The 26,107-nt window shown below is 64.9% G+C and carries 24 protein-coding genes and 1 riboswitch; of the genes, 7 read left to right on the top strand and 17 right to left on the bottom strand.

What is annotated here, in order from left to right; all coding sequences use genetic code 11:
• Window positions 1-133 precede the first annotated feature (133 nt).
• The 5 genes from purH to AB6809_RS20925 form a co-directional block, all read right to left on the bottom strand.
• Complete coding sequence (purH, locus tag AB6809_RS20945) at window positions 134-1,699, bottom strand: bifunctional phosphoribosylaminoimidazolecarboxamide formyltransferase/IMP cyclohydrolase (RefSeq protein WP_006049914.1); 1,566 nt, start codon at window positions 1,697-1,699, stop codon at window positions 134-136.
• 56 nt (window positions 1,700-1,755) lie between these two features.
• Complete coding sequence (locus AB6809_RS20940; RefSeq protein WP_006049915.1) at window positions 1,756-1,989, bottom strand: Fis family transcriptional regulator; 234 nt, start codon at window positions 1,987-1,989, stop codon at window positions 1,756-1,758.
• On the bottom strand, window positions 1,986-3,062 hold the full coding sequence (gene dusB, locus AB6809_RS20935) for a tRNA dihydrouridine synthase DusB (protein ID WP_029968232.1): 1,077 nt from the start codon (window positions 3,060-3,062) through the stop codon (window positions 1,986-1,988). The genes AB6809_RS20940 and dusB overlap by 4 nt, the downstream gene beginning before the upstream one ends.
• Before the next feature lie 218 nt (window positions 3,063-3,280).
• On the bottom strand, window positions 3,281-4,555 hold the full coding sequence (locus tag AB6809_RS20930; protein ID WP_029968230.1) for a UbiH/UbiF/VisC/COQ6 family ubiquinone biosynthesis hydroxylase: 1,275 nt from the start codon (window positions 4,553-4,555) through the stop codon (window positions 3,281-3,283).
• Window positions 4,556-4,561: 6 nt separating this feature from the next.
• Complete coding sequence (locus tag AB6809_RS20925; protein ID WP_029968228.1) at window positions 4,562-5,968, bottom strand: aminopeptidase P N-terminal domain-containing protein; 1,407 nt, start codon at window positions 5,966-5,968, stop codon at window positions 4,562-4,564.
• Between the two features lie 256 nt (window positions 5,969-6,224).
• On the opposite strand from AB6809_RS20925, the gene AB6809_RS20920 reads away from it, so the two are divergent.
• Both AB6809_RS20920 and AB6809_RS20915 read left to right on the top strand, forming a co-directional pair.
• Window positions 6,225-6,839 (top strand): glutathione S-transferase C-terminal domain-containing protein, encoded by a 615-nt coding sequence (locus AB6809_RS20920; RefSeq protein ID WP_006049919.1) that lies wholly within the window; start codon window positions 6,225-6,227, stop codon window positions 6,837-6,839.
• 257 nt (window positions 6,840-7,096) lie between these two features.
• Complete coding sequence (locus tag AB6809_RS20915; RefSeq protein WP_006049920.1) at window positions 7,097-7,855, top strand: M48 family metallopeptidase; 759 nt, start codon at window positions 7,097-7,099, stop codon at window positions 7,853-7,855.
• 91 nt (window positions 7,856-7,946) lie between these two features.
• On the opposite strand, the gene lnt is transcribed toward AB6809_RS20915, so the two are convergent.
• From lnt to AB6809_RS20880, 7 genes are all read right to left on the bottom strand, one after another.
• Window positions 7,947-9,671 carry an apolipoprotein N-acyltransferase gene (lnt, locus tag AB6809_RS20910; RefSeq protein WP_029968222.1) on the bottom strand — a complete coding sequence of 575 codons (1,725 nt, stop codon included), beginning with the start codon at window positions 9,669-9,671 and terminating at the stop codon, window positions 7,947-7,949.
• A gap of 79 nt (window positions 9,672-9,750) precedes the next feature.
• A complete protein-coding gene (locus AB6809_RS20905; RefSeq protein WP_006049922.1) occupies window positions 9,751-10,644 on the bottom strand; it encodes an HlyC/CorC family transporter in 894 nt (297 codons plus the stop codon).
• A gap of 384 nt (window positions 10,645-11,028) precedes the next feature.
• The gene (locus AB6809_RS20900; RefSeq protein ID WP_029968221.1) at window positions 11,029-11,796 is read right to left on the bottom strand and encodes a gamma-glutamylcyclotransferase; all 768 of its coding nucleotides are present in this window, start codon (window positions 11,794-11,796) and stop codon (window positions 11,029-11,031) included.
• Between the two features lie 54 nt (window positions 11,797-11,850).
• A complete protein-coding gene (ybeY, locus tag AB6809_RS20895) occupies window positions 11,851-12,312 on the bottom strand; it encodes an rRNA maturation RNase YbeY (protein WP_029968219.1) in 462 nt (153 codons plus the stop codon).
• A gap of 58 nt (window positions 12,313-12,370) precedes the next feature.
• Window positions 12,371-13,444, bottom strand: coding sequence for a PhoH family protein (locus AB6809_RS20890; protein WP_029968217.1), 1,074 nt, complete (start codon window positions 13,442-13,444; stop codon window positions 12,371-12,373).
• Window positions 13,445-13,553: 109 nt separating this feature from the next.
• Window positions 13,554-14,939 carry a tRNA (N6-isopentenyl adenosine(37)-C2)-methylthiotransferase MiaB gene (miaB, locus tag AB6809_RS20885; protein ID WP_029968214.1) on the bottom strand — a complete coding sequence of 462 codons (1,386 nt, stop codon included), beginning with the start codon at window positions 14,937-14,939 and terminating at the stop codon, window positions 13,554-13,556.
• Window positions 14,940-15,092: 153 nt separating this feature from the next.
• Window positions 15,093-16,085 carry a LysR family transcriptional regulator gene (locus AB6809_RS20880; protein ID WP_029968211.1) on the bottom strand — a complete coding sequence of 331 codons (993 nt, stop codon included), beginning with the start codon at window positions 16,083-16,085 and terminating at the stop codon, window positions 15,093-15,095.
• A 119-nt stretch (window positions 16,086-16,204) separates the two neighbouring features.
• Between AB6809_RS20880 and AB6809_RS20875 the strand changes: the two genes are divergently transcribed.
• The 4 genes from AB6809_RS20875 (at window position 16,205) to ribB (ending at window position 19,936) form a co-directional block, all read left to right on the top strand.
• A complete protein-coding gene (locus AB6809_RS20875) occupies window positions 16,205-16,603 on the top strand; it encodes a VOC family protein (protein WP_029968209.1) in 399 nt (132 codons plus the stop codon).
• Between the two features lie 42 nt (window positions 16,604-16,645).
• Window positions 16,646-17,833, top strand: coding sequence for an MFS transporter (locus AB6809_RS20870; RefSeq protein WP_029968207.1), 1,188 nt, complete (start codon window positions 16,646-16,648; stop codon window positions 17,831-17,833).
• Window positions 17,834-18,075: 242 nt separating this feature from the next.
• Window positions 18,076-18,765: a helix-turn-helix domain-containing protein gene (locus tag AB6809_RS20865; RefSeq protein WP_029968205.1), complete on the top strand. Its 690-nt coding sequence runs from the start codon at window positions 18,076-18,078 to the stop codon at window positions 18,763-18,765.
• A 115-nt stretch (window positions 18,766-18,880) separates the two neighbouring features.
• Window positions 18,881-19,065, top strand: a riboswitch (FMN riboswitch).
• Window positions 19,066-19,219: 154 nt separating this feature from the next.
• Window positions 19,220-19,936, top strand: a complete 717-nt coding sequence (gene ribB / locus AB6809_RS20860) for a 3,4-dihydroxy-2-butanone-4-phosphate synthase (protein ID WP_029968204.1) — start codon at window positions 19,220-19,222, stop codon at window positions 19,934-19,936.
• 62 nt (window positions 19,937-19,998) lie between these two features.
• Here ribB and AB6809_RS20855 read toward each other — a convergent pair whose 3' ends face one another.
• The 4 genes from AB6809_RS20855 to glpD form a co-directional block, all read right to left on the bottom strand.
• Entirely contained in the window at window positions 19,999-20,685 is a 687-nt protein-coding gene (locus tag AB6809_RS20855) for an HAD family phosphatase (RefSeq protein WP_307258205.1), read from the bottom strand.
• 167 nt (window positions 20,686-20,852) lie between these two features.
• A complete protein-coding gene (locus AB6809_RS20850) occupies window positions 20,853-21,566 on the bottom strand; it encodes an MIP/aquaporin family protein (protein WP_307258203.1) in 714 nt (237 codons plus the stop codon).
• A gap of 122 nt (window positions 21,567-21,688) precedes the next feature.
• Window positions 21,689-23,197: a glycerol kinase GlpK gene (gene glpK, locus AB6809_RS20845; RefSeq protein ID WP_029968201.1), complete on the bottom strand. Its 1,509-nt coding sequence runs from the start codon at window positions 23,195-23,197 to the stop codon at window positions 21,689-21,691.
• A gap of 202 nt (window positions 23,198-23,399) precedes the next feature.
• The gene (gene glpD, locus AB6809_RS20840; protein WP_029968200.1) at window positions 23,400-24,929 is read right to left on the bottom strand and encodes a glycerol-3-phosphate dehydrogenase; all 1,530 of its coding nucleotides are present in this window, start codon (window positions 24,927-24,929) and stop codon (window positions 23,400-23,402) included.
• Window positions 24,930-25,129: 200 nt separating this feature from the next.
• On the opposite strand from glpD, the gene AB6809_RS20835 reads away from it, so the two are divergent.
• Entirely contained in the window at window positions 25,130-25,504 is a 375-nt protein-coding gene (locus AB6809_RS20835) for a hypothetical protein (RefSeq protein ID WP_029968199.1), read from the top strand.
• A 244-nt stretch (window positions 25,505-25,748) separates the two neighbouring features.
• On the opposite strand, the gene AB6809_RS20830 is transcribed toward AB6809_RS20835, so the two are convergent.
• The gene (locus tag AB6809_RS20830; RefSeq protein ID WP_006049938.1) at window positions 25,749-25,946 is read right to left on the bottom strand and encodes a hypothetical protein; all 198 of its coding nucleotides are present in this window, start codon (window positions 25,944-25,946) and stop codon (window positions 25,749-25,751) included.
• Window positions 25,947-26,107 lie beyond the last annotated feature (161 nt).

The raw sequence follows: 26,107 nt of genomic DNA, 5'->3' as shown, positions 1-26,107 counted from the left end.
GCCACTGATCGCCGACCGCCGACCGCCGCAGCAAGCGGCAAAACAAAACGGCCCGGCGGAAAATTCCACCGGGCCGTTCTATCGTCTCTTACCGCGGACACGGCAAAACAACACGCCGCCGATCAAGCCAATATCAATGCCGGAAGTGACGCACGCCGGTCAGCACCATCGCAATGTTGTGCTCGTCCGCGGCGCTGACCACTTCGTCGTCGCGCATCGAGCCGCCCGGCTGGATCACGCACGTCGCGCCCGCTGCCACGACCACGTCGAGGCCGTCGCGGAACGGGAAGAACGCATCCGACGCCACCGCCGAACCGGTCAGCGCCAAGCCCGCGTTCTGCGCCTTGATGCTGGCGATGCGCGCCGAATCCACGCGGCTCATCTGACCCGCGCCGACGCCGAGCGTCATGCCGTTGCCGCAGAACACGATCGCGTTCGACTTCACGTACTTCGCGACGCGCCAGGCGAACAGCAGATCGTCCATCTCCTTCGGCGTGGGATGACGCTTCGTCACCACGCGCAATTCGCGCGGCTGCACGTTTTTCGAATCGAGCGATTGAACCAGCAGGCCGCCGCCCACGCGCTTCAGATCGAACGCGTTATGGCCTTCGCCCAGCGCGATTTCCAGCAGACGCACGTTCTGCTTCGCTGCGAAAACCTGGCGCGCTTCGGCGCTGAACGACGGCGCGATCAGCACTTCGACAAACTGCTTGGCCACCGCTTGCGCGGCGGTTTCGTCCACTTCGCGATTGAACGCGATGATGCCGCCGAACGCCGAAGTCGGATCGGTCTGGAACGCCTTCGAATACGCTTCGTTCGCGTCCGCGCCCACCGCCACGCCGCACGGATTCGCATGCTTGACGATCACGCAGGCCGGCACGTCGAAGGTCTTCACGCATTCCCACGCCGCGTCCGAATCCGCGATGTTGTTGTACGACAGTTCCTTACCCTGCAACTGGTTGTAGTTCGCCAGCGCGCCGGCCGGCACCGACAGATCGCGATAGAACGCGGCGCTCTGATGCGGGTTTTCGCCGTAGCGCAAGTCCTGCACCTTGTCGAAGGCGAGGTTGAACGTAGCCGGATAAGCGTTGCGCGACGAGTGCTGCAGTTCGTCGGTGAGGCTCGTCAGATAGTTGGTGATCGCGCCGTCGTATTGCGCGGTGTGCGCGAACACCTTGGTCGCGAGACGGAAGTTCGTCTTGTACGAGACCGCGTTGCTGTTCGCGCGCATTTCGTCGAGCACGACCGCGTAATCAGCGGGATCGACCACCACGGTCACGTCGCGATGATTCTTCGCGGCCGAGCGCAGCATGGTCGGTCCGCCGATGTCGATGTTCTCGATCGCGTCTTCCAGCGAGCACTCTTCCTTCGACACCGTCTGCACGAACGGGTACAGGTTCACGACCAGCAGGTCGATGGTCGGAATGTCGTGCTTCTCGAGCGCCGCCATGTGTTCCGGCAGATCGCGGCGCGCGAGAATGCCGCCGTGCACCTTCGGATGCAGCGTTTTCACGCGCCCGTCCAGCATTTCCGGGAAGCCCGTGTAGTCGGCGACTTCGGTGACGGACAGACCCGCGTCCGCGAGCAGTTTCGCGGTGCCGCCGGTCGACAGGATCTTGACGCCGAGGTCCGACAGCGACTTGGCGAAGTCGACAATGCCGGACTTGTCGGAAACGGAGATGAGCGCTTGCTTGATCATGATGAAGACGAAAAGCCGAAGGGAAACGTGGCAGGGCGCGAGAAAACTAGAACCCGCTACAACAGACCATGCTGTTGCAGCTTCTTGCGCAGCGTATTGCGGTTGATGCCGAGATACTCGGCGGCCAGCGACTGATTGCCGCCGGCCTGCTCGAGCACCACTTCGAGCAGGGGTTTTTCAACGCACGAAATCACCATGTCATAGACGTCGTGCGGATTCGAGCCGTCGAGATCCTGGAAGTAAATGCCCAGGCTGTCGCGGACAGATTGTTCGATATTGTTCTTGCTCATGCAGCTAGTCGGTCGGTGTGGTTCTCGCCCTGGTTGTCGAGCCCGGCATCGCCGGGTGATTCGTCGACGTAGACGAGGCGGTCGGAGATCGCCTTCTGCGCGTCGAAAAATTCGTTGACGGCGAGGAGTTGTTCGCGCGTGCTGTCCAGCGTATTCATGCGATGCCGGAACAGGTTGGCGCCGGAAAGGCCGCGAGTGTACCAGCCGATGTGCTTGCGCGCAGTGCGAACGCCCGTAAATTCGCCGTAGAAACCGTAGTGATCTTCCAGGTGCTCGTTCATGACCTGCTGGATTTCGTCGATGCGCGGCGGCGGCAGCAACTCGCCCGTTTGCAGGAAATGCTCGATCTCGCGGAACAGCCACGGACGCCCCTGCGCCGCGCGGCCGATCATGATCGCGTCGGCGCCCGTCACGGCGAGCACATGGCGCGCTTTTTCCGGCGACGAAATGTCGCCGTTGGCCACGACCGGAATGCGCACCGCCGCCTTGACCGCGGCGATGGTCTCGTACTCGGCGTCGCCGTGATACAGGTCGGCGCGCGTGCGGCCGTGCACGGTCAGCATGGAGATGCCGGCGGCCTCGGCGAGACGCGCGACGTTCAGCGCATTTTTGTTCTCGCGATTCCAGCCGGTGCGGATTTTCAGCGTGACCGGCACCGCGTCGGGACCGACGCCCACTGCCGCGACCACCGCCTCGACGATGCGCTGCACGAGCGGCTCGTTTTGCAGCAGCGCAGAACCGGCCGCGACGTTGCAGACTTTCTTGGCCGGACAGCCCATGTTGATGTCGATGATCTGCGCGCCGTTCGCGACGTTGTAGCGGGCGGCTTCGGCCATCATGTCGGGATCGGCGCCGGCGATCTGCACGGCAATCGGCTCGACTTCGCCCGCGTGGTTCGCGCGGCGCATGGTTTTCTCGCTCTTCCACAGTTGCGCGTTCGACGCGACCATTTCCGACACCGCATAGCCCGCGCCGAGCCGTTTGCAAAGCTGGCGGAACGGACGATCGGTGACGCCGGCCATGGGCGCGACGAACAGGTTGTTACGCAGATTGTGCGAGCCGATGGTGGGCATGACGTGGACGCGCGCGCCGCCGATTGTTCGATTTCGTCAATCGGAGCATTCGCGAAATGCGAGGGAAAACCGCCATTTTAGCGTTAACAGATAGCCCGCACTTCAATTGCGGGCGTCGTAACCCATTAAATCTTCTATGAAAGTGGCCGGCGTCATAGAGTCGGCGCCGCTCGCGCGAGGGTTCTTGCGAGGGTTCCTGGTTAAGTGGCCCGCGCTCGTCAGCGGCGCTGTCCGAACATCATTTGACGCGCGAGCGCGGTCTTCACCGGCGGCACGAATTCGAGCGCGGTCAGCGCAAGCCCGCGCATGAGCGCGAGCGGCGCGAAGTCGACGGTGAAAAGGCGCGCGAGCGTGTCGGTGGCGCCGATCGTCAAGCGCCGGTCGAGCGCGCGGCGCTGCGCGAAGGTGGCGAGCGCAAGCGTCGTCGGGCCTTCCGCGGAGAACGCGTCGGCGAGCGCGTGCGCGTCGCGCAAGCCCAGATTGAGGCCTTGGCCCGCAACCGGATGCAGCGTCTGCGCGGCATTGCCGATGGCGACGACGCGGCCGCTCACCTGCGTATCGACGGCGTTCAGCCCGAGCGGGAACGACGCACGCCCCTTGATGTGCGTGAAGCGTCCCATGCGTCCGCCGAATGCGGCGCCGAGTTCGCGCAGGAATTCGTCGTCGGGAAGCTGCGCGCGGCGCGCGGCTTCGTCGGGCGCGCAGCACCAGACGAGCGCGTAGTCGGCGCCGCGCACGCCGCCCATCGGCAGCAAGGCAATCGGGCCTTCCGGCGTGAAGCGTTCCCACGCGACGTGCGGTTGCGGCGTCGATACGCTCACCGTGCCGACCAGCGCCGTTTGCCCGTAGTCGCGTGTGCCGGGCTTGTCCGCGCCTTTGTCTGTGCCCTTTGCGGCGCTGTCTCCCTCGCGCTTTCCAGCCTTCTGCGCACCCCGCTGATCACCGAACAAACCGCCTTCCGCGCTCACCAGAATGCGCGTGCGCAGCCGGCGCGTGACGCCCGCGGTTTCGATTGGCAGCGTGACGCCGTCCTGTTCCTGAACCGGCGTCGCGGCGGACGTCGAACGGAACCAGTGGACTCGCGTTGCATGCACCGCTTCGGCCAGGCCGTGCACGATCGAGCCGTAGCGCAGCACGTAGCCGAGCGCCGGCAGCCCGTGCTCGCCGTGGTCGATCAGCGTGCGGCCGAAGTGTCCGCGCTGCGAGACATGGATGCGCTGGATCGCGGTTGCGTCGGCGGGCCAGCGCAGCGGTTCGAGGATCATGCGGCTGCCGTGCGAGACGGCGATCGCGCGCGGGTCCGCGATCGAATCTTCGGGCTCGCGCGCGTCGATCAGCGCGATCTTCAGCTCGCGCGTCGCGCTGCGGCGCGCGAGCCAACCGGCAAGCGCGAGTCCGACCGGTCCGGCGCCGACAATCGTCACGTCGAAATCGAAATGCTGATTGAGCGCCGCGGGCTTCAGGATGACCGTGGACGGAGAAGCATCGTTCATGGCCGGTTACGTCCTTGTCTGCTGAGCCGCGCGGGCGTCCTGCATCAGCGCCTCGATTTCGTCGGCGGCCACCGGCACGTCGCGGGTAATCAGTTCGCAGCCCGTTGGCGTGACGATCGCGTCGTCCTCGATGCGGATGCCGATGTTCCAGTAACGCTCGGGCACGCCTTCGGCCGGCCGGATGTACAGGCCGGGCTCGATAGTCAGCGTCATCGACGCCTGCAGTGTGCGCCACGGCAGCACGCCTGCCTCGTCGCGCGGCGCGCCGCGCTCGCGGTAGTCGCCGACATCGTGCACGTCCATGCCGAGCCAGTGGCCGGTGCGGTGCATATAGAAGGGCGCATAGGCGCGCTCGGCGATCACGTCGTCGACGGAAGCGAACTTCGCGCGGTCGACGATGCCCGTGTCCAGCAAGCCTTGCGACAGCACGCGCACGGCCGCCTGATGCGGGTCGTCGAAGGTCGCGCCGGCGCGGGTCGCGTCGACGGCGGCCTGCTGCGCGGCCAGCACGATGTCGTACAGCTCGCGCTGCGCCGGCGTGAAGCGGCCGCTCGCCGGGAAAGTGCGCGTGATGTCGGACGCGTAGCCGTCGAGTTCGCAGGCCGCGTCGATCAGAATCAGGTCGCCGTCCTGCGCAATCGCGTTGCCGGCCGGGTAGTGCAGCACGCACGCATTCGCGCCCGCGGCGACGATCGACGTGTAAGCGGGCGCCTGCGCGCCGAACTTGCGGAACGTGTAGAGCAGCTCCGCTTCGAGTTCGTACTCGCGCACGCCGGGACGGCACGCGGCCATCGCCCGGCGGTGCGCCTGCGCGGAAATTTGTCCGGCGCGGCGCATGATGGCGAGCTCGTGGTCGTCCTTGATGAGCCGCATCTCGTCGAGTAGCGGCAGCAGATCGCGCGCGGCCGTGGGCGCGGCGACGCCGCTGCGGCCCTGCGTCCGCACGGCTTCCAGCCAGCCGCGCACCTGGCCGTCGAGTTCGTCCGACGTGCCGAGCGCGTAGTGCAGCGACGGTTTATCCGCGAGGAGCCGCGGCAGGTGTGCGTCGATTTCGTCGAAGGGAAACGCGGCGTCGAATCCGAACGCGACGCGTGCGCCCTCGGGCCCGAAACGGAAACCTTCCCAGATCTCGCGCTCGACGTTTTTCTCGCGGCAGAACAGGATCGACGCGGGCTCGCCGGGAGCGGCGCTTGCGTCGAGCACGAGCAGCGCCTCGGGTTCGGTGAAGCCGGTCAGGTAGTAGAAGTAGCTGTCGTGCCGGTAGGGGTAGTCGGCGTCCCGGTTGCGCAGCGCTTCGGGCGCGGTCGGCACGATGGCGACGCCGCCGCCCGCTGCACGCAGCGCGGCGAGTACGCGCTCGCGGCGCGTGCGGTAGACGTCGATGGCGATGGTGGGTTCGGTCGGCTGGTTCATCGTGCGATTGTAGCGCCCAATGCGCGGACGAATTTGCGCCGGCGCGTTGGGGCGGCGCGTTGCGCGGGCGCGCGGGATTGGTCGGGGCCAAACCGCCCCTTGGCCATTCAGCCAGCTAGACGGCGCGCGCGCGGCGCGGCAATGTTGCAATCCATCCACAGCGACTGAGCGTGCGGCTCGCGAAGCGCGCGCGGGGCGCTCGCGCATGCCGCTCAGCACTTATACTTTCGCCGGATTCAGAAAAAGGCAGATGGCAATGATGAAACTCATCGGTTCGCTCGCCAGCCCGTTCGTGCGCAAAGCGCGCATCGTGCTGGCCGACAAGAAGATCGACTACGAGCTGGTGCCCGAGAACGTCTGGGCGCCGGACACCCGCATTCATACCTTCAATCCGCTCGGCAAGGTGCCGTGCCTTGTGATGGAAGACGGCGAAGCGGTGTTCGACTCGCGCGTGATCTGCGAGTACGTGGACACGCTGTCGCCGGTCGGCAAGCTGATCCCGCAATCGGGACGCGAGCGCATCGAGGTGCGCTGCTGGGAAGCGCTCGCCGACGGTCTCCTCGATGCCGCCGTGCTGATTCGCCTCGAAAGCACGCAGCGCACGCCGGAGCAGCGCGTCGACGCCTGGGTGGCGCGCCAGCAGCGCAAGATCGACGAAGCGCTCGTCGCCATGTCGCAAGGGCTCGCGGCCAAGCCGTGGTGCGCGGGCAATCACTACACGCTCGCCGATATTGCGGTGGGCTGCGCGTTGGGCTATCTGGATTTCCGCATGCCGGAGCTGAACTGGCGCGATGCGCATCCGAATCTCGACAAGCATTTTCAGAAGCTTTCGCTGCGCCAATCGTTTATCGATACTGCGCCGGCCAACTGACCTGCAAAATAAAAGCGAAGTTGCTAACGGTTAAGGCAAGTTTGCAAAATTGCGTTAATCGTACTTTCAAAGTCATGAATTAAAGCTTTCAGTTGTGGTAAAAAAGCGCCTGCCCTCAGGCGCTTTTTTTCGTCTGTCGCGTGGGCAATGGTCATGCAGTCAACATATCCGGTCTTTTCGTGCCGATATGCGCCGTTGCAAATGGCGGCGAATCCATCGCGCCGTCGAACGAATAACACCACAAAGAGACTTTCATAATGAAACCGTATCGCCTTGTTATTGCCGCTTCCGTCTGCTCGCTGTTTGCCGCGTGTTCCAGCGTCAGCAACCTGGACCCGTCGTCGCTGATTCAGTCCGGCCAACTGGCCACGCAGGCCGCTACGCTGTCGGACGCAGACGTGCGCGCGCTCACCGACAAATCGTGCGCGCAACTCGACAGCGAAAACACAATTGCGCCCGCCAACAGCAAATACCAGAAGCGTCTGAACAAGATCGCCGCGCAACTGGGCGACAACATCAACGGCACGCCGGTGAATTACAAGGTGTATGTGACGAAGGACGTCAACGCGTGGGCGATGGCGAACGGCTGCGTGCGCGTCTACAGCGGCCTGATGGACATGATGAACGACAACGAAGTGCGCGGCGTGGTCGGCCATGAAATGGGCCACGTGGCGCTTGGCCACACGAAGAAGGCGATGCAGGTCGCGTATGCGACGTCGGCGGTGCGGTCGGTGGCGTCGTCGGCGGGTGGCGTTGCGGGCGCGCTATCCGGCTCGCAATTGGGCGAGTTTTCGGAGAAGCTGATTAACGCGCAATTCTCGCAAACGCAGGAAAGCGCCGCCGACGATTATTCTTTCGATTTGCAGAAAAAGAAGAATCTCGATCCGTCGGGTCTCGTCACGGCGTTCAACAAACTCGCGCAAATGGACGGCGGAAAATCGAGCATGCTGAGTTCGCATCCGGCATCGCCGGCGCGTGCGCAGCATATTCAGCAGCGCATTGCGTCGAATCAGTAAGCCTGGTTTGAGCGGATGAAAAAACGCGCGCTGGCGGTTATGCCGCAGCGCGCGTTTTTTATTGCTGTGCTTTTTATGGCTCTTTTATCGCTTACTGCCCGCCATTTGCCGTGTCACCGTTTTTGCGGCGCCTGATGCCCGGCCCGAACGCGAAGCCGAATGCCAGCAGCAGTAACGAAACCGCGAGCACCGTGTTATTGCCGCTCGTCACATACGGCGTGCGCCCGGCTGTGCCTTGCACGGTGACGTCGAGCGAGCCGATCGTGTAGGGCGCGAGCTTGCCAAGCACCTTGCCGTTGGCGTCGATGGCGGCCGTCGTGCCGGTGTTGGTCGCGCGCAGCATCGGCCGGCCGGTTTCCAGCGAACGCATGCGCGCAATCTGCAGATGCTGCTCGAGCGCGATCGTGTCGCCGAACCACGCGAGATTCGTCGAGTTGATCAGCACGCCCGGCGGCGTATCGCTCTCGCGGATCGTCCGCGCAATCTCTTCGCCGAAAATGTCCTCGTAGCAGATGTCGACCGCGACCGGCTGGTTATGCACGACGAACGGCTTCTGCACGGGGCCGCCGCGCGCGAAATCGCCGAGCGGAATGTTCATCAGATTGACGAACCAGCGAAAGCCCCACGGCACGAATTCGCCGAACGGCACGAGGTGATGCTTGTCGTAGCGGTAAATATCGCGCGTGCCGGGCGTGACGCCGAACAGGCTGTTCGTGTAGTCGACCACGCGGCCCTCGGGCGTGACCGAGCCGCCGACCGCGCCGAACAGGATCGCGCTGCCCGTCGAATCGGCGAAGCTGCGCACCGCCGACGCGAACGGCACCGGCAGTTGCTGCGCGAGCACCGGAATGGCGGTTTCCGGCGTGACGATCAGATCGGCCGGCTTCGAGGTGATCATCTGCTGATACTGGTCGATGGCGGCGCGCACGCCCGCTTCCTCGAACTTCATGTCCTGCTTGACGTCGCCTTGCAGCAGACGCACGGTCAGCGGCGCGTTGGCCGGCACCGTCCACTTCGCGAGCGGCAGCAGCAGGCCGGCCGCGATCAACGCGACTGCGATGCCGGCCGGCACCGCGACACTCGCTGCGTTTGCGCTGCCGCGCGTGTCGCCGCTGCTTGCCGACGTTTCGCGAGACGCCCGCGAACGGCGCAGCAACGCGAGCAACGCCTGCACGATCAGCGCGGCCACGAGTGCGAGCATCCAGCCGACGCCGTACACGCCCGCGAGCGGCGCGAATCCGGCGAACGGGCCGTCGACTTGCGCATAGCCGCTCGCGAGCCACGGAAAGCCGGTGAACACGGTGCCGCGCAGCCATTCGCCGATAGCCCATGCACTCGCGAAGGCGAGCGCGCCATGCCACGTCGGCGAAAACGGCATGTCGACCGCGGACTTGCCGTTGCGCGCGTGACCCGCGCAAAACGACCAGACGCCCGCGGCAAGAGCGGGATACAGCGCGAGGTAGAGCGAAAACAGCACGAGCGCAGCGCCCGCGAGCGGCGCGGGCATGCCGCCGAAATCATGCATGCTGACGTAGAGCCACCACACGCCGCTCACGAAGTTGCCGAAGCCGAACGCGCCGCCCGTCAACGCGGCGCTTTTCCAGCCGGTCGTGCGCGTCAGCCAGCCGAAGAGGAACACGAAGATTGCGAGTTCGAGCCAGCCGCCGTGCGGCGTGGGCGCGAACGACAACGTGTTGGCCGCGCCGGCCGCGAGCGCGACGAGGTAATGCCAGCGAGGCAGCGCACGCACGCCCGTCGGTCGCGCGGCGGTCGTGTTCACGCCGCGGCGCGAGGAGGAAGTGATCGGGTCGGCCATTGTTGCGCGGTCGGCGAGAGGAGTGACAAGTTGGAAAGGCTCGGGCGAAGGCCGAAGGTCGGCAGGCGGGAAGGACCGCTCAGGTCTGCACGTGCTGCGCTTCGCGCTCGCGCTGACCGGCAAGCGGGTCGCGCCGCACGAGCAGCATGTGAATCTGGCGTGCGTCGCCGCGCAGAATCTCGAAGATCAGATCGTCGATGCGAACCTTCTCGCCCCGGTGCGGCACGCGCCCGAAATAATGCGTGACGAGCCCGCCGATCGTATCGACTTCTTCGTCTGAATAATGCGTGCCGAAGGCCTCGTTGAACTGCTCGATCTCGGTCAGCGCGCGCACGCGAAAGCGTCCGTCCGGCGACGCGATGATGTTGCCGCTTTCCTCGTCGAAATCGTATTCGTCCTCGATGTCGCCGACGATCTGCTCCAGCACGTCTTCAATCGTAATCAGGCCGGCCACGCCGCCGTATTCGTCGACGACCACCGCGAGGTGATTGCGATTCACGCGAAAGTCGTGCAGCAGCACATTCAACCGCTTCGATTCGGGGATGAATACCGCGGGCCGCAGCATGCCGCGCACGTCGAACTCTTCTTCGGCGTAGTAGCGCAGCAGGTCTTTTGCGAGCAGCACGCCGATCACGTTATCGCGATTGCCTTCGTACACCGGATAGCGCGAGTGCGCTTTTTCCAGCACGTAGGGGATGAATTCGGCGGGGTTGTCCGCGATGTTGATCGCGTCCATCTGCGCGCGCGGCACCATGATGTCGCGTGCGCTCAGTTCGGAGACCTGGAATACGCCTTCGATCATCGACAGCGAGTCGGCGTCGATCAGGTTGCGCTCGTGCGCGTCCTGCAGGATCTCCAGAAGTTCGGCGCGCGAGTCGGGCTCGGGCGAGATGAAGTCGGTCAGACGCTCGAGCAGCGAGCGCTTTTCGTGCGGTTTGTCGGTTTGGCGTCGACTGGGATACGTGTCGTTCATGGTAGTGCGCCCGGCAAGACTGGGCGCGCTGTTGCAGAGCATTAAGGATACACCAGGCACATGGCAGGACCGTGTCCCACCCGGCCGGGCGATGAATGAAACCGGGCTGACAGGGTCCGACGCAAGCGGCGGGCCGTGGGTCAATCCTAACTGATTACGCGGTGAAAAGCGTCCTGGAGAAAAAACCCGGGCGCTTCACGGAACAATCGCGGAACATTCGCGAAACGAACGGCCGAGCGAAGGGCGCTTTCTTTCATGCGATTTCGCGCGTGCTCGTCTGCTCGTGATTGCAGCGAAAAGAGTGCATCGCAGGTTCGATGGCGCGGCTATTCGCCAGTTGCGGTCTGCGCGTTGCGTCCGCATGTGGCGCTTCGGCGTACGCGCTCACAGCTTCGTCTGCGGCTGTGTGCGAAGCTCGCCGCCGCTTGAGTCGCCGCTTGAGTCGCCGCTTGAGTCACCGCTTGCCTCGCCGTTCGCCTCCGTCCCATCACTCGCAGCCTGGCAGCGCGCGAGCAGCGCTTCCAGCGCGCGATCGGGCATGCCGCTTTCGCGCAGCGCGTGAACCGTGCGGCTCACGTACTCGAGCGTCGTGCCGTAGCGGCCGCGCGCGCAGCCGAGCACCGTTTTGACGACCTCGTCGCCGAGCTTGCCGGTGTACGTCGGCACGTCGCGGCGCATCACGAACGCAAGTGCGTCGACGCGCCGGCCGTCGGCGAGCACACAGGGCAGCCACGCGGGCCGGTAGGAACCCATCGGCATTTCGCGGCGCCACAGCGCCTCGAGATGCGGCATCGCGCCTTCTGCCGCGAGACGAAACGCGATGCCCGTACACGAGCCGCCGCGATCGAGCGCGAGCACAAGCCCCGGCTGCTCCGGCGTGCCGCGATTCACGCGCGACCACAGATACAGCCCGCGGTGATAGCCGTGCACCTTCGAGCGCGTGGCTTCGACAGTGGGCAGTCCAGGGTTCCAGATCAGCGAGCCATAGCCGAAGAGCCACAAGTCGCTTAGCCGGTCCCAGCCGCGCAGCGTGCATTCCAGCGACTCACGCAGTTCTTCGTCGGTCAGCAGCCGCGACTCGCCGAGCGCCGGCGGATAGTCCGGGCAGGGCGGTCGGGCGTCAGTGTCGGAGTCGGAAGGAAAGGAACTCACGGTTCGGTTCGGGCAGCGTGCAGTGGTTAAAGGTTAGCGGCTAACAGTCAAGGGTCAACGGTAGGGGTCGGGAAAGCCGAGCTTGCCGAGAATCTCGGTTTCGAGCGCTTCCATTTCCTCGGCTTCTTCTTCGACTTCGTGGTCGTAGCCTTGCGCATGCAGCGTACCGTGCACGAGCAGATGCGCGTAATGGGCGACGAGCGGCTTGCCCTGCTCGGCGGCTTCCTTTTCGACAACCGGACAGCAGAGGATCAGATCGCCAGTGACGGGATCGTCCTCCGACTCCGCGTATGCAAACGTCAGCACGTTGGTCGAATAGTCCTTGCCGCGATAGGTGCGATTCAGCGTGCGGCCTTCCTCGGCGTCGACGAAACGCACGGTCAGCTCGCCGTCGGCGAAAAGCGCGGCCTTGACCCAGCCGGCCACCGTCGCGCGCGGCAGCACGGCCTTGTGTTCGGGCCACGCCTTCGCGGCCGGGAATTGCAGATTCAGCGTCAGTTTCGGGGCGCGGCTCATGCTTGTTCGATGTCTTATCAGGCGAGGTGTTGCGCGCTGCGCTGTGCGTCGGGCCGCATCAACGCGAATCCGAGGGGCTGGCGGTCTTCTGCGAATGCGCGTCGTAGGCCTCGACGATTCGCGCGACGAGCGGATGGCGCACCACGTCCGCGCTGGTAAAGCGCGTGAGCGCAATGCCGCGCACGTCCGACAGCACCTGCTGCGCCTCGATGAGCCCGCTCTTGTGGCCGCGCGGCAAGTCGACCTGCGTCGTGTCGCCGGTCACCACGGCCTTCGAGCCGAAGCCGATCCGCGTGAGGAACATCTTCATCTGCTCGGGCGTGGTGTTCTGCGCCTCGTCGAGAATGATGAACGCGTGATTCAGCGTGCGGCCGCGCATGTACGCGAGCGGCGCGATCTCGATCATCTGCCGCTCGAACATCTTCGCGGTCTTGTCGAAGCCGAGCAGATCGTACAGCGCGTCGTACAGCGGACGCAGGTACGGATCGACCTTCTGCGCGAGATCGCCCGGCAGAAAGCCGAGCCGCTCGCCGGCTTCGACGGCCGGCCGCGTCAGCACGATGCGCTTGACCTGATCGCGCTCGAGCGCGTCCACGGCGCAGGCCACCGCCAGATACGTCTTGCCGGTGCCCGCCGGGCCGATGCCGAAGGTGACGTCGTGCGAGACGATCTGCTTCAGATAGTCGCGCTGCGCCGGCGTGCGGCCGCGCAGATCGGCGCGCCGGGTGTAGAGCTTCGGACCGAGTTCCTCGGCGTCGTCTTCGAGAAGATCGGCGGGCTGGTCGAACGGATGGTCGGGGTTGCCCGGAAAGCCAGGCTCGCCGGCTTCGTCGCCATTGCCGTTGCCGTTCGTGCGATGCCGCGCCGGGTGGCGCACTTCGACGAGCGCGAGCTGGATGTCGTCGACCGACAGCGGATCGCGCGCGTTGTTGTAGAAGTTTTCGAGCGCGGTGAGCGCGAGTTTCGCGCCGCGCCCGCGGATCGTGATGCGGTGTCCGCGGCGTTGCAGCGTCACGTCGAGCGCCTGCTCGATCTGCCGCAGGTTTTCGTCGAGCGGTCCGCAGAGGTTGGCGAGCCGCGCGTTGTCGTCGCGCGGAGCGGTGAATTCCAGATGCGGCTGAGTGGTTTTCAAGGCGATGAGTCGATCCTGTCGGTTTCAGTACGCGGGCGGCGGCGGCCGGCTTGCGGTTTTACGTTCGCGTGGCGCCGCGCGTTTGCGTCAATGGTCAGTCATTGGTCGGTCAATGGGTGGTGGCACTCGCGCCGTTTTCTGCATTGTCGTGCACCAGCACAAGCTCGCCACGCAGCGAATGTGGGTACGCTTTGACGATTTTCACGTCGACCATCTGACCGGTCAGCCGTGCATGCGAAGCCAGCGGCGCCGGGAAATTCACCACGCGGTTGTTCTCCGTGCGGCCCGCGAGCTCGTTCGGGTCCTTGCGCGCCGGGCGCTCGACCAGAATACGCTCCACCTTGCCGACCATCGAATCGCTGATGCGCTGGACGTTTTCCTCGATCGTGGCTTGCAGGTGTTGCAGGCGCTTCAGCTTCACTTCGCGCGGCGTGTCGTCGTGCAGGTTCGCAGCCGGCGTGCCCGGACGCGGACTGTAGATGAACGAGAAGCTCGTGTCGTACTTCATCTCGTGCACGAGCGCCATCATCTTGTCGAAATCTTCTTCGGTCTCGCCGGGAAATCCGACGATCATGTCAGTGGACAGCGACAGGTCCGGGCGAATCGCCCGCAGCTTGCGGATCACCGACTTGTATTCGAGCACCGTGTAGCCGCGCTTCATCGCCATCAGGATGCGGTCCGAACCGTGTTGCACCGGCAGATGCAGGTGGCTCACGAGCTTCGGCACCTTCGCGTAGGTGTCGATCAGACGCTGCGTGAATTCCTTCGGATGCGACGTGGTATAGCGAATCCGTTCGATGCCCGGAATATCGGCGACGTATTCGATCAGCGTCGCAAAGTCGGCGATTTCCGACGAGCCGACGGTCAGCGCGCCGCGATAGGCGTTCACGTTCTGACCCAGCAAGGTGACTTCGCGCACGCCCTGATCGGCGAGACCGGCAATTTCCGTCAGAACGTCGTCAAGCGGACGGGAGACTTCTTCGCCGCGCGTGTAGGGCACGACGCAGTAGCTGCAGTACTTGCTGCAACCTTCCATGATCGACACGAAAGCGCTCGGGCCTTCCACGCGCGCGGGCGGCAGATGGTCGAACTTTTCGATTTCGGGAAACGAGATGTCGACCTGCGCGCGGCCGCTTTCCCGGCGCTTGTCGATCATTTGCGGCAGACGGTGCAGCGTTTGCGGGCCGAACACCAGATCGACATAAGGCGCGCGCGCGACGATGGACGCGCCTTCCTGGCTCGCCACGCAGCCGCCCACGCCGATGATCAGGTTGGGATTGGCTTCCTTCAGCTCGCGTACGCGGCCGAGGTCGGAGAACACTTTTTCCTGGGCTTTTTCGCGCACCGAGCAGGTGTTGAACAGAATCACGTCGGCGTCTTCGGGCGTGTCGGTCTTGACGAGGCCCTCAGCCGCGCCGAGTACGTCGACCATCTTGTCGGAGTCGTACTCGTTCATCTGGCAGCCAAAGGTCTTTACATAAACTTTCTTGGTCATCGAATTTCGCCGGTCGCAGTGGTTAACCTGGGGGCGCTGTATAAAGGGTCGAGGAGAGGCGAAAACGTGCGCGATGTCCGTGGGACGGGGCTTCTGGTCGCCGTCGGCTGGGCTTTAGCCGCAGCCCGCGCGCGCTTGCCGCGTAACGCAATATTATAGCCCTTCGCCGGATAGGGCCTCGCGGCTGATATCGGTCTCCGGCGCCTCCAGCGCTGCGGGCGGCAAGCCGAGCAGGCCTTCCAGTTCGTCCGATACCTGCGCGAAGCGCTCGCTCAGAAAATCCAGCAGCACGCGCACGCGCGGCGCCATGAAGCGGTTGCGGTGGTAGAGCGCGTGCAGCGGCGCGTCCGGATAGCGCCATTCGGGCAGCAGGATTTTCAGGCCGTCCGCGCGCAGATCCGCTTCCACGTCCCACATCGACTTGATCACGATGCCGTAGCCGCGCAGCGCCCATTCGCGGGCGACGGCGCCGTCGTTGGTCTCGCGCGCGGTTTCGAGCGGCACCGTGTAGTTCTGCACTTCGTCACCGCGCGTGAACCGCCATTCGTTGGCCGGCCCCGAGCCGGTGTTGAGCACGATGCAGTCGAAATTGGCGAGATCGTGCGGGTCTTCGGGCTCGCCTTTGCGCGCGATGTATTCCGGCGACGCGCACAGCACACGCCGGTTCGGCGCGAGCTTGCGGGCGACGAGCGAGCTGTCTTGCGGCACGCCGAAGCGGATCGCCAAGTCGATGTCCTCCTGCACGAGATTCGACAGCGAATCCGACAGCGTGAGCGCGAACGTCACTTCAGGGTAGAGCGCGTTGAATTCGTCGAGCCAGTGCATCAGCAGATTGCGGCCGAAGTCCGAAGTCGCCGACACGCGCACCTTGCCGCGCACCACGCCTTGCCCGGCCTGAAGCGCGGCCTTGGCGTCGTCCAGCGATTGCAGCGCCTGGCGGCAACAGTTCAGATAGAGACGGCCTTCGTCGGTAAGCCGCAACTGGCGGGTCGTGCGCTCGAAAAGCCGCGCCTTCAGGCCGGCTTCGAGTTTGGCGAGGCGCGCGCTCGCGGCGGCGGGCGTGAGCCCCATTTTGCGGCCCGCCGCGGACAAACTGCCTTGCTGCGCGGCCTCGACAAAGAGGCGAATGTCGCCGAGATTATCCATCGCTCGCTTCAAATGGCATTTGAAAATGCTTCAAATGCTACGCCAATTATCAAATGGCCGCCGCGCGCCGACAATTCGTTTCTCGAAAACTCATGCGGCGCTGAGCGCCGCCGGAAATCATGCAACTGGATCACGCGACCATCGTCACGGCCGATCTCGACGCGGCCCGCCGTTTCTTCGTCGATATTGCCGGCTTGACGCAAGGCGCGCGTCCGCCGTTTTCCGTCGACGGCTACTGGCTCTACGCGGACGGCCGGCCGGTCGTGCATCTGGTCGAAGCGACCGCGCCCGACCCGTCGCTACGGGCGGCGCCACGCATCGACCATATCGCCTTCCGTCTGGAAAGCGCCGCCGAATGGCAGGCGCTGCTCGCGCGCCTGCGCGCATCCGGCGTCGTCTATCGAACGGCGCAAGTCCCGCCGATGGCCCCGCAAAAAGCCGCCATGCAGATTTTCGTGGCGCTCGCGCCGGGCGTCGTCGTCGAATTCGTGACGGCGCTGCATCACGCTCAACCGTAAAACCAACCGTAAAACTTCGAACCTGCAAGCTGGAGAACAACAATGCCGATTCCACTACTCGCGCTCGCGATCAGCGCCTTCGCGATCGGGACCACCGAGTTCGTCATCATGGGCCTGCTGCCCGAAGTCGCGCGCGATCTCGCCGTGTCGATTCCATCGGCGGGACTGCTCGTGAGCGGCTATGCGCTCGGCGTCGCGGTCGGCGCGCCGCTGCTCGCGGTCGTCACCAGCAGAATGCCGCGCAAGCTCGCGCTGCAGTTGCTGATGGGCGTGTTTATCGTCGGCAATACACTGTGCGCGATTGCGTCGAGCTATTCGGTGCTGATGATCGCGCGCGTCGTGACCTCGTTCGCGCACGGCTCGTTCTTCGGCATCGGCGCGGTGGTGGCGGCGTCGCTCGTGCCGTCGGAAAAGCGCGCGAGCGCGATTGCGCTGATGTTCACCGGCCTCACGCTCGCGAACGTGCTCGGCGTGCCGTTCGGCACGTTCGTCGGCCAGGAGTTCGGCTGGCGCGCCGCGTTCTGGATTGTCAGCGCGTTCGGCGTGCTGTCGCTGGCGGGCGTGACGGCGCTCGTGCCGAATCGCCACGATTCCGCCCCGGCCGGTCTCGGCCATGAAGTGCGCGTGCTGAAGGACCCGCAAGTCTGGACCGCGCTCGCGATGACCGTGCTCGGCTTCGGCGGCGTGTTCGTCGTGTTCACGTACATCGCGCCGATTCTCGAGCAGGTGAGCGGCTTCTCGCCGCGCGCCGTCACGCTGATTCTCGTGCTGTTCGGCGTGGGACTGACGATCGGCAACACCGTGGGCGGCAAGCTCGCGGACCGCGCGCTGATGCCTTCGCTGATGGCCATTCTCGCGGCGCTTGCCGTCGTGATGGCGCTGTTCGCCCGCACCAGCCATTCGCAGGTGGCCGCGGCGGTCACCGTGTTCGTGTGGGGCATCGCCGCGTTCGCGACCGTGCCGCCGTTGCAGATGCGCGTGGTCGAGAAGGCGGCCAAGGCGCCGAATCTCGCGTCGACGCTGAACATCGGCGCGTTCAATGTCGGCAATGCGGGCGGCGCGTGGCTCGGCGGTCTCGTGATCGATCACGGCCATTCGCTCGATACGTTGCCGTGGGTCGCGGCGGCGGTGAGCTTGAGTGCGTTGCTGCTGACGTGGTTCGCATCGCGCATGGACACGCCGGCATCCGATGAAGCGCGAAGCGGCGTGCAGGTGCGCGAGCGGGCGTGAGTCCTGGCGAGGCGTGCACGCGGAGGCCGTTGCACGCCATCACAGCCGCAATCGCAATCGCGACCACAACCAAACGCGCACTGCGCTCCGCATATGAAAAATGCGCACAAGCTTTGCGAAAAGCGTCCTCCGCAATACTGATAACAGTGTGAAGATAACTTCGTTGGGCGCTGCGGGGCGCGATGCTATCTTGCTTCCACTAACTGTTTGCCCGCCGCCCGGCGGCGCTTCTGGAGGCAATCATGCATTCCCCGCTTGCTCTGGTCCGCGATCCCACGGCCGATACCGATGCGCCGCCGCGTGCCGCTGAACCTTTCGACGCGCTCGAACATCTCGTCGGCGTGAATCTCGCGCGTTTGCGCGCGGAACGTCAGTTGTCGCTCGACGCATTGGCCCGCGCGTCCGGCGTATCGCGCGCGATGCTCGCGCAAATCGAATCGGCGCGCAGCGTGCCGTCCATCAAGGTGCTGTGCAAGGTGGCCGCCGCGTTGAAGGTGTCGGTCGCGGCCTTCCTGCGACGTCACGCGACGAACGGTTTCGAGCACTTGCCGGCGGAGCGTTCGTCGCGCGTCGTCAGTTCCAACGGACGCTATTCGGCTCGCCCGCTCTATCCCGACAACGAGCCGACCGCCGCCGAATTTCACGAGCTGCGCATCGCGCCGTTGCACACGGAAGCGGGCGTGCGCCGCGCGCCTGGCACGACGGTCAATCTCGTCGTCAGCGAGGGCACGCTCGAGGTCAGCGTGCACGATCAGCGCCAGTTGCTGGCAACGGGCGACGCGATCGTGTTCGACGCCGATCAGCCGCATAGTCTGCGCAATCCCGGCGACACCGAAGCGCGCGCGTTTCGAGTGACGCTGAAGGCCGAGACGCCGCCGCGCTGGGACGTGCCGGCGCAGCACGACACGTCGCGCGAGGCTGCGCCCGTTTGATCGAATGCGCCGCATAGGCGCCGCCCGGGCGCGAAACCCGTCCGGGCAGTAGGGGTTGCGCTGCGGTTCGCGCGCGACTGTTGTATGCTTGGCCCGCCGGTTCGTCCGGCAATCAGTGCGTCTTCAGGGCGGGGCGAAATTCCCCACCGGCGGTATGCCGGCAGCGCGAAAGCGCAGGCCGGCGAGCCCGCGAGCGCCCGCAATAGCGCGGTTTTCAATCGACCGAAAGCCGCCGCGGGGTCAGCAGATCTGGTGAGAAGCCAGAGCCGACGGTCACAGTCCGGATGGAAGAAGATGTGCAGATAGTCATGTTCGTTTCCGTGGCGCCGCTCGCATGTCGGAGTGGTGCGCGAACGCCGCCTGCATCGTGAGGCGGCGCTGCACGGCGCGTCTTTGTCTGTTTGCAATGCCCTGAAACGTTTCTCGCCCAACTTTTGCGATGAGCGTTTCAACCATGTCCTTTGCTACTTTTCCCGCTCCTTCGACGCTTGCGCACGACGCATTCGCCGATCTCCCGCTGCTCTCCACCGAAGCCGTTCCGCCGCGTATCGCCGCCGCCTTGCAAGCCATGCGCGAAGGCCGCGCCGTCGTGCTGCAAGACGACGACGACCGCGAGAACGAGGCCGATCTGATCGTCTCCGCCGAGCGTCTTTCCGTCGAAACCATGGCGCTGCTGATTCGCGAATGCAGCGGCATCGTGTGCCTGTGTCTGACCGACGACAAGGTCCGCGCGCTCGAACTTCCGCCGATGGCCGTCAATAACGAAAGCCGTCACGGCACCGCGTTCACGGTGTCGATCGAGGCGCGCGAGGGCGTGACGACCGGTGTGTCCGCACTCGACCGGCTGACGACGATCCGCGCGGCGATTGCCGATAATGCGAAGCCTGCCGACATCGTGAGCCCCGGCCATGTGTTCCCGTTGCGCGCGATGCCGGGCGGCGTGCTGGCGCGTCGCGGACATACCGAAGGCACCGTGGACCTCGCGATTCTGGCCGGGCTCAAGCCCGCCGGCGTGCTCTGCGAATTGATGAACGCCGACGGCACGATGACGCGCGGTGCCGACGTCGAACGCTTTGCCGCAAAACACAATCTGCCGATGCTGACGATTGCGGAGCTGGCCGAGTTTCGCCTGGCGCTGACGCAGGCGCGCGAATGCGTCGAAGCGGCTTGAATTCAAGGTGAATTCACGGCGGTGAGCGGCGTGGCGCGTGAAGTGAGCGGTTCTCTGAACCGCTACGACTGCACGTCGCCGAACTCGCCGCGCACACCTGCGTCGATCAACGCCGGCAATTCGTCCATGTGCTGCATGATGCGCGTGATGCCCATCTTGCGCAGCGCGTCCGCGTAGCCGTCGGGAATATGGCTCGCGCCGACAAACGCGATCGTCTTTATTCCCGCCGCGCGCGCCGCGTTCAAGCCCGCCACGCTGTCTTCCACGACGATGCATCGCGATGGATCGACGCCGAGCGTCTGCGCGGCGAACAGGTACACGTCGGGGAACGGCTTCGGCCGCGCGACCTGTTCCGCGCTGAACACGCGCTCGCCGAAAATCTGCTGCAATCCGGCGCGCCGCAGCGATGCGGCGACGCGCGACATGCGGCTGTTCGACACCACGGCAGCGGGCAGCGTCACGCGCTGCAGCGCGTCGCGCACACCGTTGATCGGACTAAGTGACGCAGCGAGCGCGAGTTCGACGTTGTGTTCTATCGCGTTCAGAAAATCGGCCGGCAGCGTGATGCCGAACGCGGTCTCGATACCTTCGAGAAAGCGCGACGTTTGCTGGCCAAACGCCGTCTTGACGATAGGCTCGAAGTCGAGGCCCGGAAAAGTGGCCGAGAGCGTCTCGTACATGACGCGGTCGGCGATGACTTCACTGTCGACGAGTACGCCGTCGCAGTCGCAGATAAGGTGGTCGATCATGCGTGGAGGAACCGGAAAGCGGTGGCGCGCGCAGACGCCATAGCCAGAAATAGCCGGCTCATGCGCGCGGTGCGAAAGCGCCATGATACGTGCTTCGGCGGCGCTTTCGCTCCATCGCATCGCATCGCATCGCATTGCGTTGCTCGCGATTCGCGAGCGCGCCGCGCTCAACGCACGTGCAGATACAGATAAAGACCCGCCGCCACCGCGCCGCCGACGAGCGGACCGCACACGGGAATCCACGCGTAGCGCCAGTCGCTGTCGCGCTTGCCGGGGATCGGCAGCAGCGCATGCATCAAACGCGGCGACAGATCGCGCGCGGGACTCATCGCGTAACCAGTCGGTCCGCCGAGAGAAATGCCGATGCCGAGCACGAGCAGCCCGACCGGCAGCGCGTCCAGCGCGCCGAGCCCGACTTGCGGCGAAGCGAGATACAGCACGCCGAGAATCAGCACGAACGTGGCGATCATCTCTGTCAGCAGGTTGTGCGGCACGCTGCGAATCGCGGGCGCGGTGCAGAACACGCCGAGCTTGACGTCGGCGTCGCCTTCCTTCGCGAAGTGCTGCCGATACGCGACCCACACGAGCAGTGCGCCCGCCATGCCGCCGAGCATTTGCGCGGCCACATAACCGGGCACCTTGGCCCACGCGAACTTGCCCGCGAGCGCGAGGCTGATCGTCACGACCGGATTCAGGTGCGCGCCGCTGTACGAGGCCGTCACGTAGACCGCGATGAACACGGCCATCGCCCAGCCCATGACGATCACGATCAGGTCCGCGCCTTTGCCCTTGGTGCGTGCAAGCAGCACGTTGGCGACAGCGCCGTCGCCGAGCAGCACGACCAGTGCCGTGCCGATGAATTCCGCAATGTAAGGAGACATCGTTGGTTATCCGAAATATTGTTGTTAGGGAAGCCGCGAGGCGGGCGGCTTCGTTGCGGCTTTATCTCAGGTTTGCGTTAGCCCTGCAGAACGTTCATGCGTGAATAGCGCCGCGCGCAAGCTCAGGATTTCGACGGCGTATCGGCCCAGGCTTTGGCGGCGCGAATTGCGCGCTGCCAGCCGTCGAGGCATTCCTTCACGTCCTCTTTGCCGAGCGCGGGCGTAAAGCGTCGATCGAGCTTCCACTGGCTTTGCAGTTCGCCGACATCTTTCCAGTAGCCGACGGCGAGCCCCGCGAGATACGCGGCGCCGAGCGCCGTGGTTTCCGACACCTTGGGACGCACCGCGTCGACGCCGAGAATGTCGGCCTGGAATTGCATCAGCAGATTGTTCGCGCATGCGCCGCCGTCCACGCGCAATTCGCCGATGCGAATGCCGGAGTCGGCCTCCATCGCCTTCAGCACGTCGAGCGATTGATACGCAATCGAATCGAGCGCCGCGCGCGCGATATGCGCGGACGTCGTGCCGCGCGTCACGCCGAACAGCGTGCCGCGAGCCCGCGCATTCCAGTGCGGCGCGCCGAGGCCGGCGAACGCGGGCACCAGATACACGCCGTCGCAATGCGGCACGCCGCGCGCGAGCGTTTCGATTTCAGCCGCGTTCTTGATGATGCCGAGACCGTCGCGCAGCCATTGCACGACCGCGCCGCCGATGAAGATGCTGCCTTCGAGCGCGTAGTTGATCTGATCGCCGATCTGCCACGCAATCGTCGTGACGAGATTGTTCTTCGATTCAATTGGCTTGTCGCCGGTGTTCATCACGAGAAAGCAGCCGGTGCCGTAGGTGTTTTTCACCATGCCCGACTCCGTGCACATCTGGCCGAACAGCGCTGCATGCTGGTCGCCGGCGATGCCCGCGAGCGGAATCTTCGACGCGAACACCGTGGTCTTGGTCGGCCCATACACTTCCGACGACGGACGCACTTCCGGCAACATGCTGCGCGGAATGTCGAGCGCGTCGAGCAATTCGTCGTCCCATTTCAGCGTGTGGATATTGAAGAGCATGGTGCGCGATGCATTCGTCACGTCGGTGACGTGCAGGCCGCCCTTGGTGAAATTCCACACGAGCCAGCTATCCACTGTGCCGAACGCGAGGCGGCCTTGCTTCGCCTTGTCGCGCGCGCCTTCCACGTTGTCGAGAATCCAGCGGATCTTGGTCGCCGAGAAATACGAGTCGATCGGCAAGCCGGTCTTCGCGCGCACTCGGGCTTCGAGTCCCTGCTCCTTGAGCTGGTCGCAGAAGTCGGCGGTGCGGCGGTCCTGCCAGACGATCGCGTTGTAGATCGGATGCCCGGTTTCGCGGTCCCACACGATGGTCGTTTCGCGCTGATTCGTGATGCCGATGGCGGCAATCGACGTGCCGTTCATGCCGGCGCGCGTGACGGCTTCGGCGGCGACGCCCGCCTGCGTCGACCAGATTTCCTGCGGATCGTGCTCGACCCAGCCCGGCCGCGGATATATCTGCTCGAACTCCTTTTGCGCCGTCGACACGACATTGCCGAGGCGGTCGAACAGCATCGCACGCGAACTGGTGGTGCCCTGGTCAAGCGCGAGGATGTACTGATCCTGCATTGTGTCTTCTCCATGCATTTTATGAGTCGCCGTGACAGCTCGAATAGCTTAAGCGGTTCAAGCAGCTCGAGCAGTTCAGGCTGCGTGCCGGCGACGGGAACGGCTTGTCGTTTCCAGCGCGCCGCAACGGAGTCCGCGCGTGCGCGTGGCCGAACGAGCCGAAGGCTAAAGCGGTTGTGTTCGGTCTTGTTCGGTTTTCTTGTTACGCGCGCTGTCGCTCGGGTTCGTGTGCGAACCATGCGTCGATGTCGCGCGTGATCGCGTCGAGCGTGCCCGGCTCGACGTGAAGGCCGAGTTTCGAGCGGCGCCAGAGGACGTCGTGCGCGCTGCGCGCCCATTCGACGTCGCGCAGATAAGTCAGCTCGGCCTCGTAAAGACCAGGCGCGAACGCGTGGCCGAGATCGGCGAGCGAATGCGCATGGCCGATCACCTTCGTCACACGCGTGCCGTAAGCGCGCGCGAGGCGATGCGCGAGATCGTCGGGCAACCATGCGTAATGCTGCTTCAGCTCGGCGAGGAAGCGCTCGAAGTTCGCATGCGCAATATCGCCGCCGGGCAACGACGCGCCGGCCGTCCACGACGGCGCGCCTTTGCCGAGCGCGGCCGCGAGTTTGTCGACGGCTTCTTCCGCAAGCTTGCGGAACGTCGTGATCTTGCCGCCGAACACCGATAGCAGCGGCGCTTCGCCCGCGGGCGCGTCGAGTTCGAGCGAGTAGTCGCGCGTGACGGCCGACGGATTATCGGCGCCTTCTTCTTCGAGCAGCGGCCGCACGCCCGAGTAGGTCCAGCGCACATCGGCCGGCGAAATTTTCTGCCTGAAATAGCGGTTGATGGAGTCGCACAGGTACTGCGTCTCGTCGGCGGTGATCGCGACCTGCGCGGGGTCGCCGCGATATTCGATGTCGGTCGTGCCGATCAGCGTGTAGTCGTGCTCGTACGGAATCGCGAAGATGATCCGCTTGTCCGGGTTCTGGAAAATGTACGCGTGGTCGTGCTCGAACAGCCGCCGCGTGACGATGTGGCTGCCTTTGACGAGCCGCACGCTGTGCGACGCCGCGCGGCCCAGCGCGCCTTGCAGCAGTTCGCCGACCCACGGGCCGGCGGCGTTGGCGATCGACGCGGCACGCACGTCGAGGGTCGTGCCGTCCGCGCGCCTGAGTTGCGCGCGCCATTCGCCGCCGGCGCGCACCGCGCTCAGCAGCTTCGTGCGCGTGAGAATCTTCGCGCCGTGCTCGGCGGCGTCTAGCGCGTTCAGCACGACGAGGCGCGCGTCGTTGACCCAGCCGTCCGAGTACACGAAGCCGCGCTTGATCGATTCGACGAGCGGCGCGCCGGCCGGATGATCGCGCATCACGATGCCGCGCGAGCCCGGAAGCAGCTCGCGCCGTGCGAGGTGATCGTAAAGAAAGAGGCCCGCGCGGATCAGCCAGGCCGGGCGCAGATCGGGCATGTGCGGCATCACGAAGCGCAGCGGCCACATGATGTGCGGCGCGGCGCGCAGCAAGGTCTCGCGTTCCTGCAGGGCTTTGCGCACGAGCCCGAACTCGCGGTACTCGAGATAGCGCAAGCCGCCGTGAATCAGCTTGGTGCTCGCGGACGATGTATGCGCCGCGAGGTCGTCCTGTTCGCAAAGCAGCACGGACAGTCCGCGGCCGGCCGCGTCGCGCGCGATGCCCGCGCCGTTGATCCCGCCGCCCACGACGAGCAAATCGTATTTCGTGCCTTGCGTCACCTGCTGCGTCTCCTGCGTCGTATGGGAAGCGGTCTGAAAATCGACCGAACGGCTCCTGTTCGTTTTCGAACTTTAATGAACATATTCGAAAAAGTAAAGTTCGTGGCGCCTGAGCGCGACTCTATCGAATGGCCAGGGTAGTGGCGCGACGCGCGGCCACGGACGATACTCTTGGCACTGGCCATTTCTGGGTGAATTTCATGCGTGGACTTTTCATGGCGGGCGCCGCTGCGTTGCTCGCAGGGTGCGTCGCTTCGCCGAGCCTCACTGGAACGATGGGCGCACCGTCGTTCGTTTCATTGCAACAGATGTGCAGGGCGCAGACTGTCGATTACGGCAACGACGCGCAGGGCGTGTATGCGACGCTGTTCGATGCGTATGTGGCGAACCGGCGTGGGCGCTTGTCGAAGGACGATTACTGCGCGTTCCAGGCGTCGATTGCGCAGCGCTACACGAGCCAGGGCGCAAGTGCGGACCCGCAGCTTCGTAATCAGTGGGTCGCGTTCTTTACCGAGCAGCGCGCGCGAGCGATCAGTTGGCGCGCGGCGGTGGACCCGACTTTGCGGAGTGGTTGAAGGCGCGGTGGGTCGCGTTGGGTTGTGTCGCGTTAGCGAACCAGGGCCGCAGGGCGCGAGCGTTTTGAAGCGTGCCAAATCGAAGCGGGCGCCGTTAAAGGCGCCCGCGTGGACACAAGCATAAAAGACGAAAGCGCTCAGCGGTCAGCCGCCGCGGCATTGCGTTGCCGCGAGCCGCGTGCGGCGATCGCCGTTCACCGTTCGACCACAACCGGCGTCGAGCCCGACGATGCGCGGGTCGTTTTCAGGAAAGTCGTTTAATCGCTCGAAGTGCGCTATCGCCGGATTCCGTTACACGCCATTGTTCATTGCCCGAGGCGAGCCGCTCCAGTTGCACGAGCTGGCGTTCGAGGAGGGCGTCGAGTTCTTCTCGCTCCATGTCGACTTGATTGGGAGCGTCCTTGACGAGCAACAACGTGGCGAATTCGTGCGGACTCAGCATCGTTTCTCTCCATGTCAAGCAAACGCGGACAGCCTCGACGGCGACTGGCATCGAATGGCAGGGCCATTGCCAGGTGGTCCGCAAAAAATCGGGCGGGAGGTACGGCTTACGACAGTTTTGACTTCGCACCGGCGGCACGCGAGAGCGCAACGAACGCCGGG

The sequence above is a fragment of the Paraburkholderia sp. RCC_158 genome, assembly GCF_041355255.1.
GTDB classification, from domain to species: Bacteria; Pseudomonadota; Gammaproteobacteria; order Burkholderiales; family Burkholderiaceae; genus Paraburkholderia; species Paraburkholderia graminis.
This window is presented reverse-complemented; position numbering and strand designations above follow the sequence as displayed.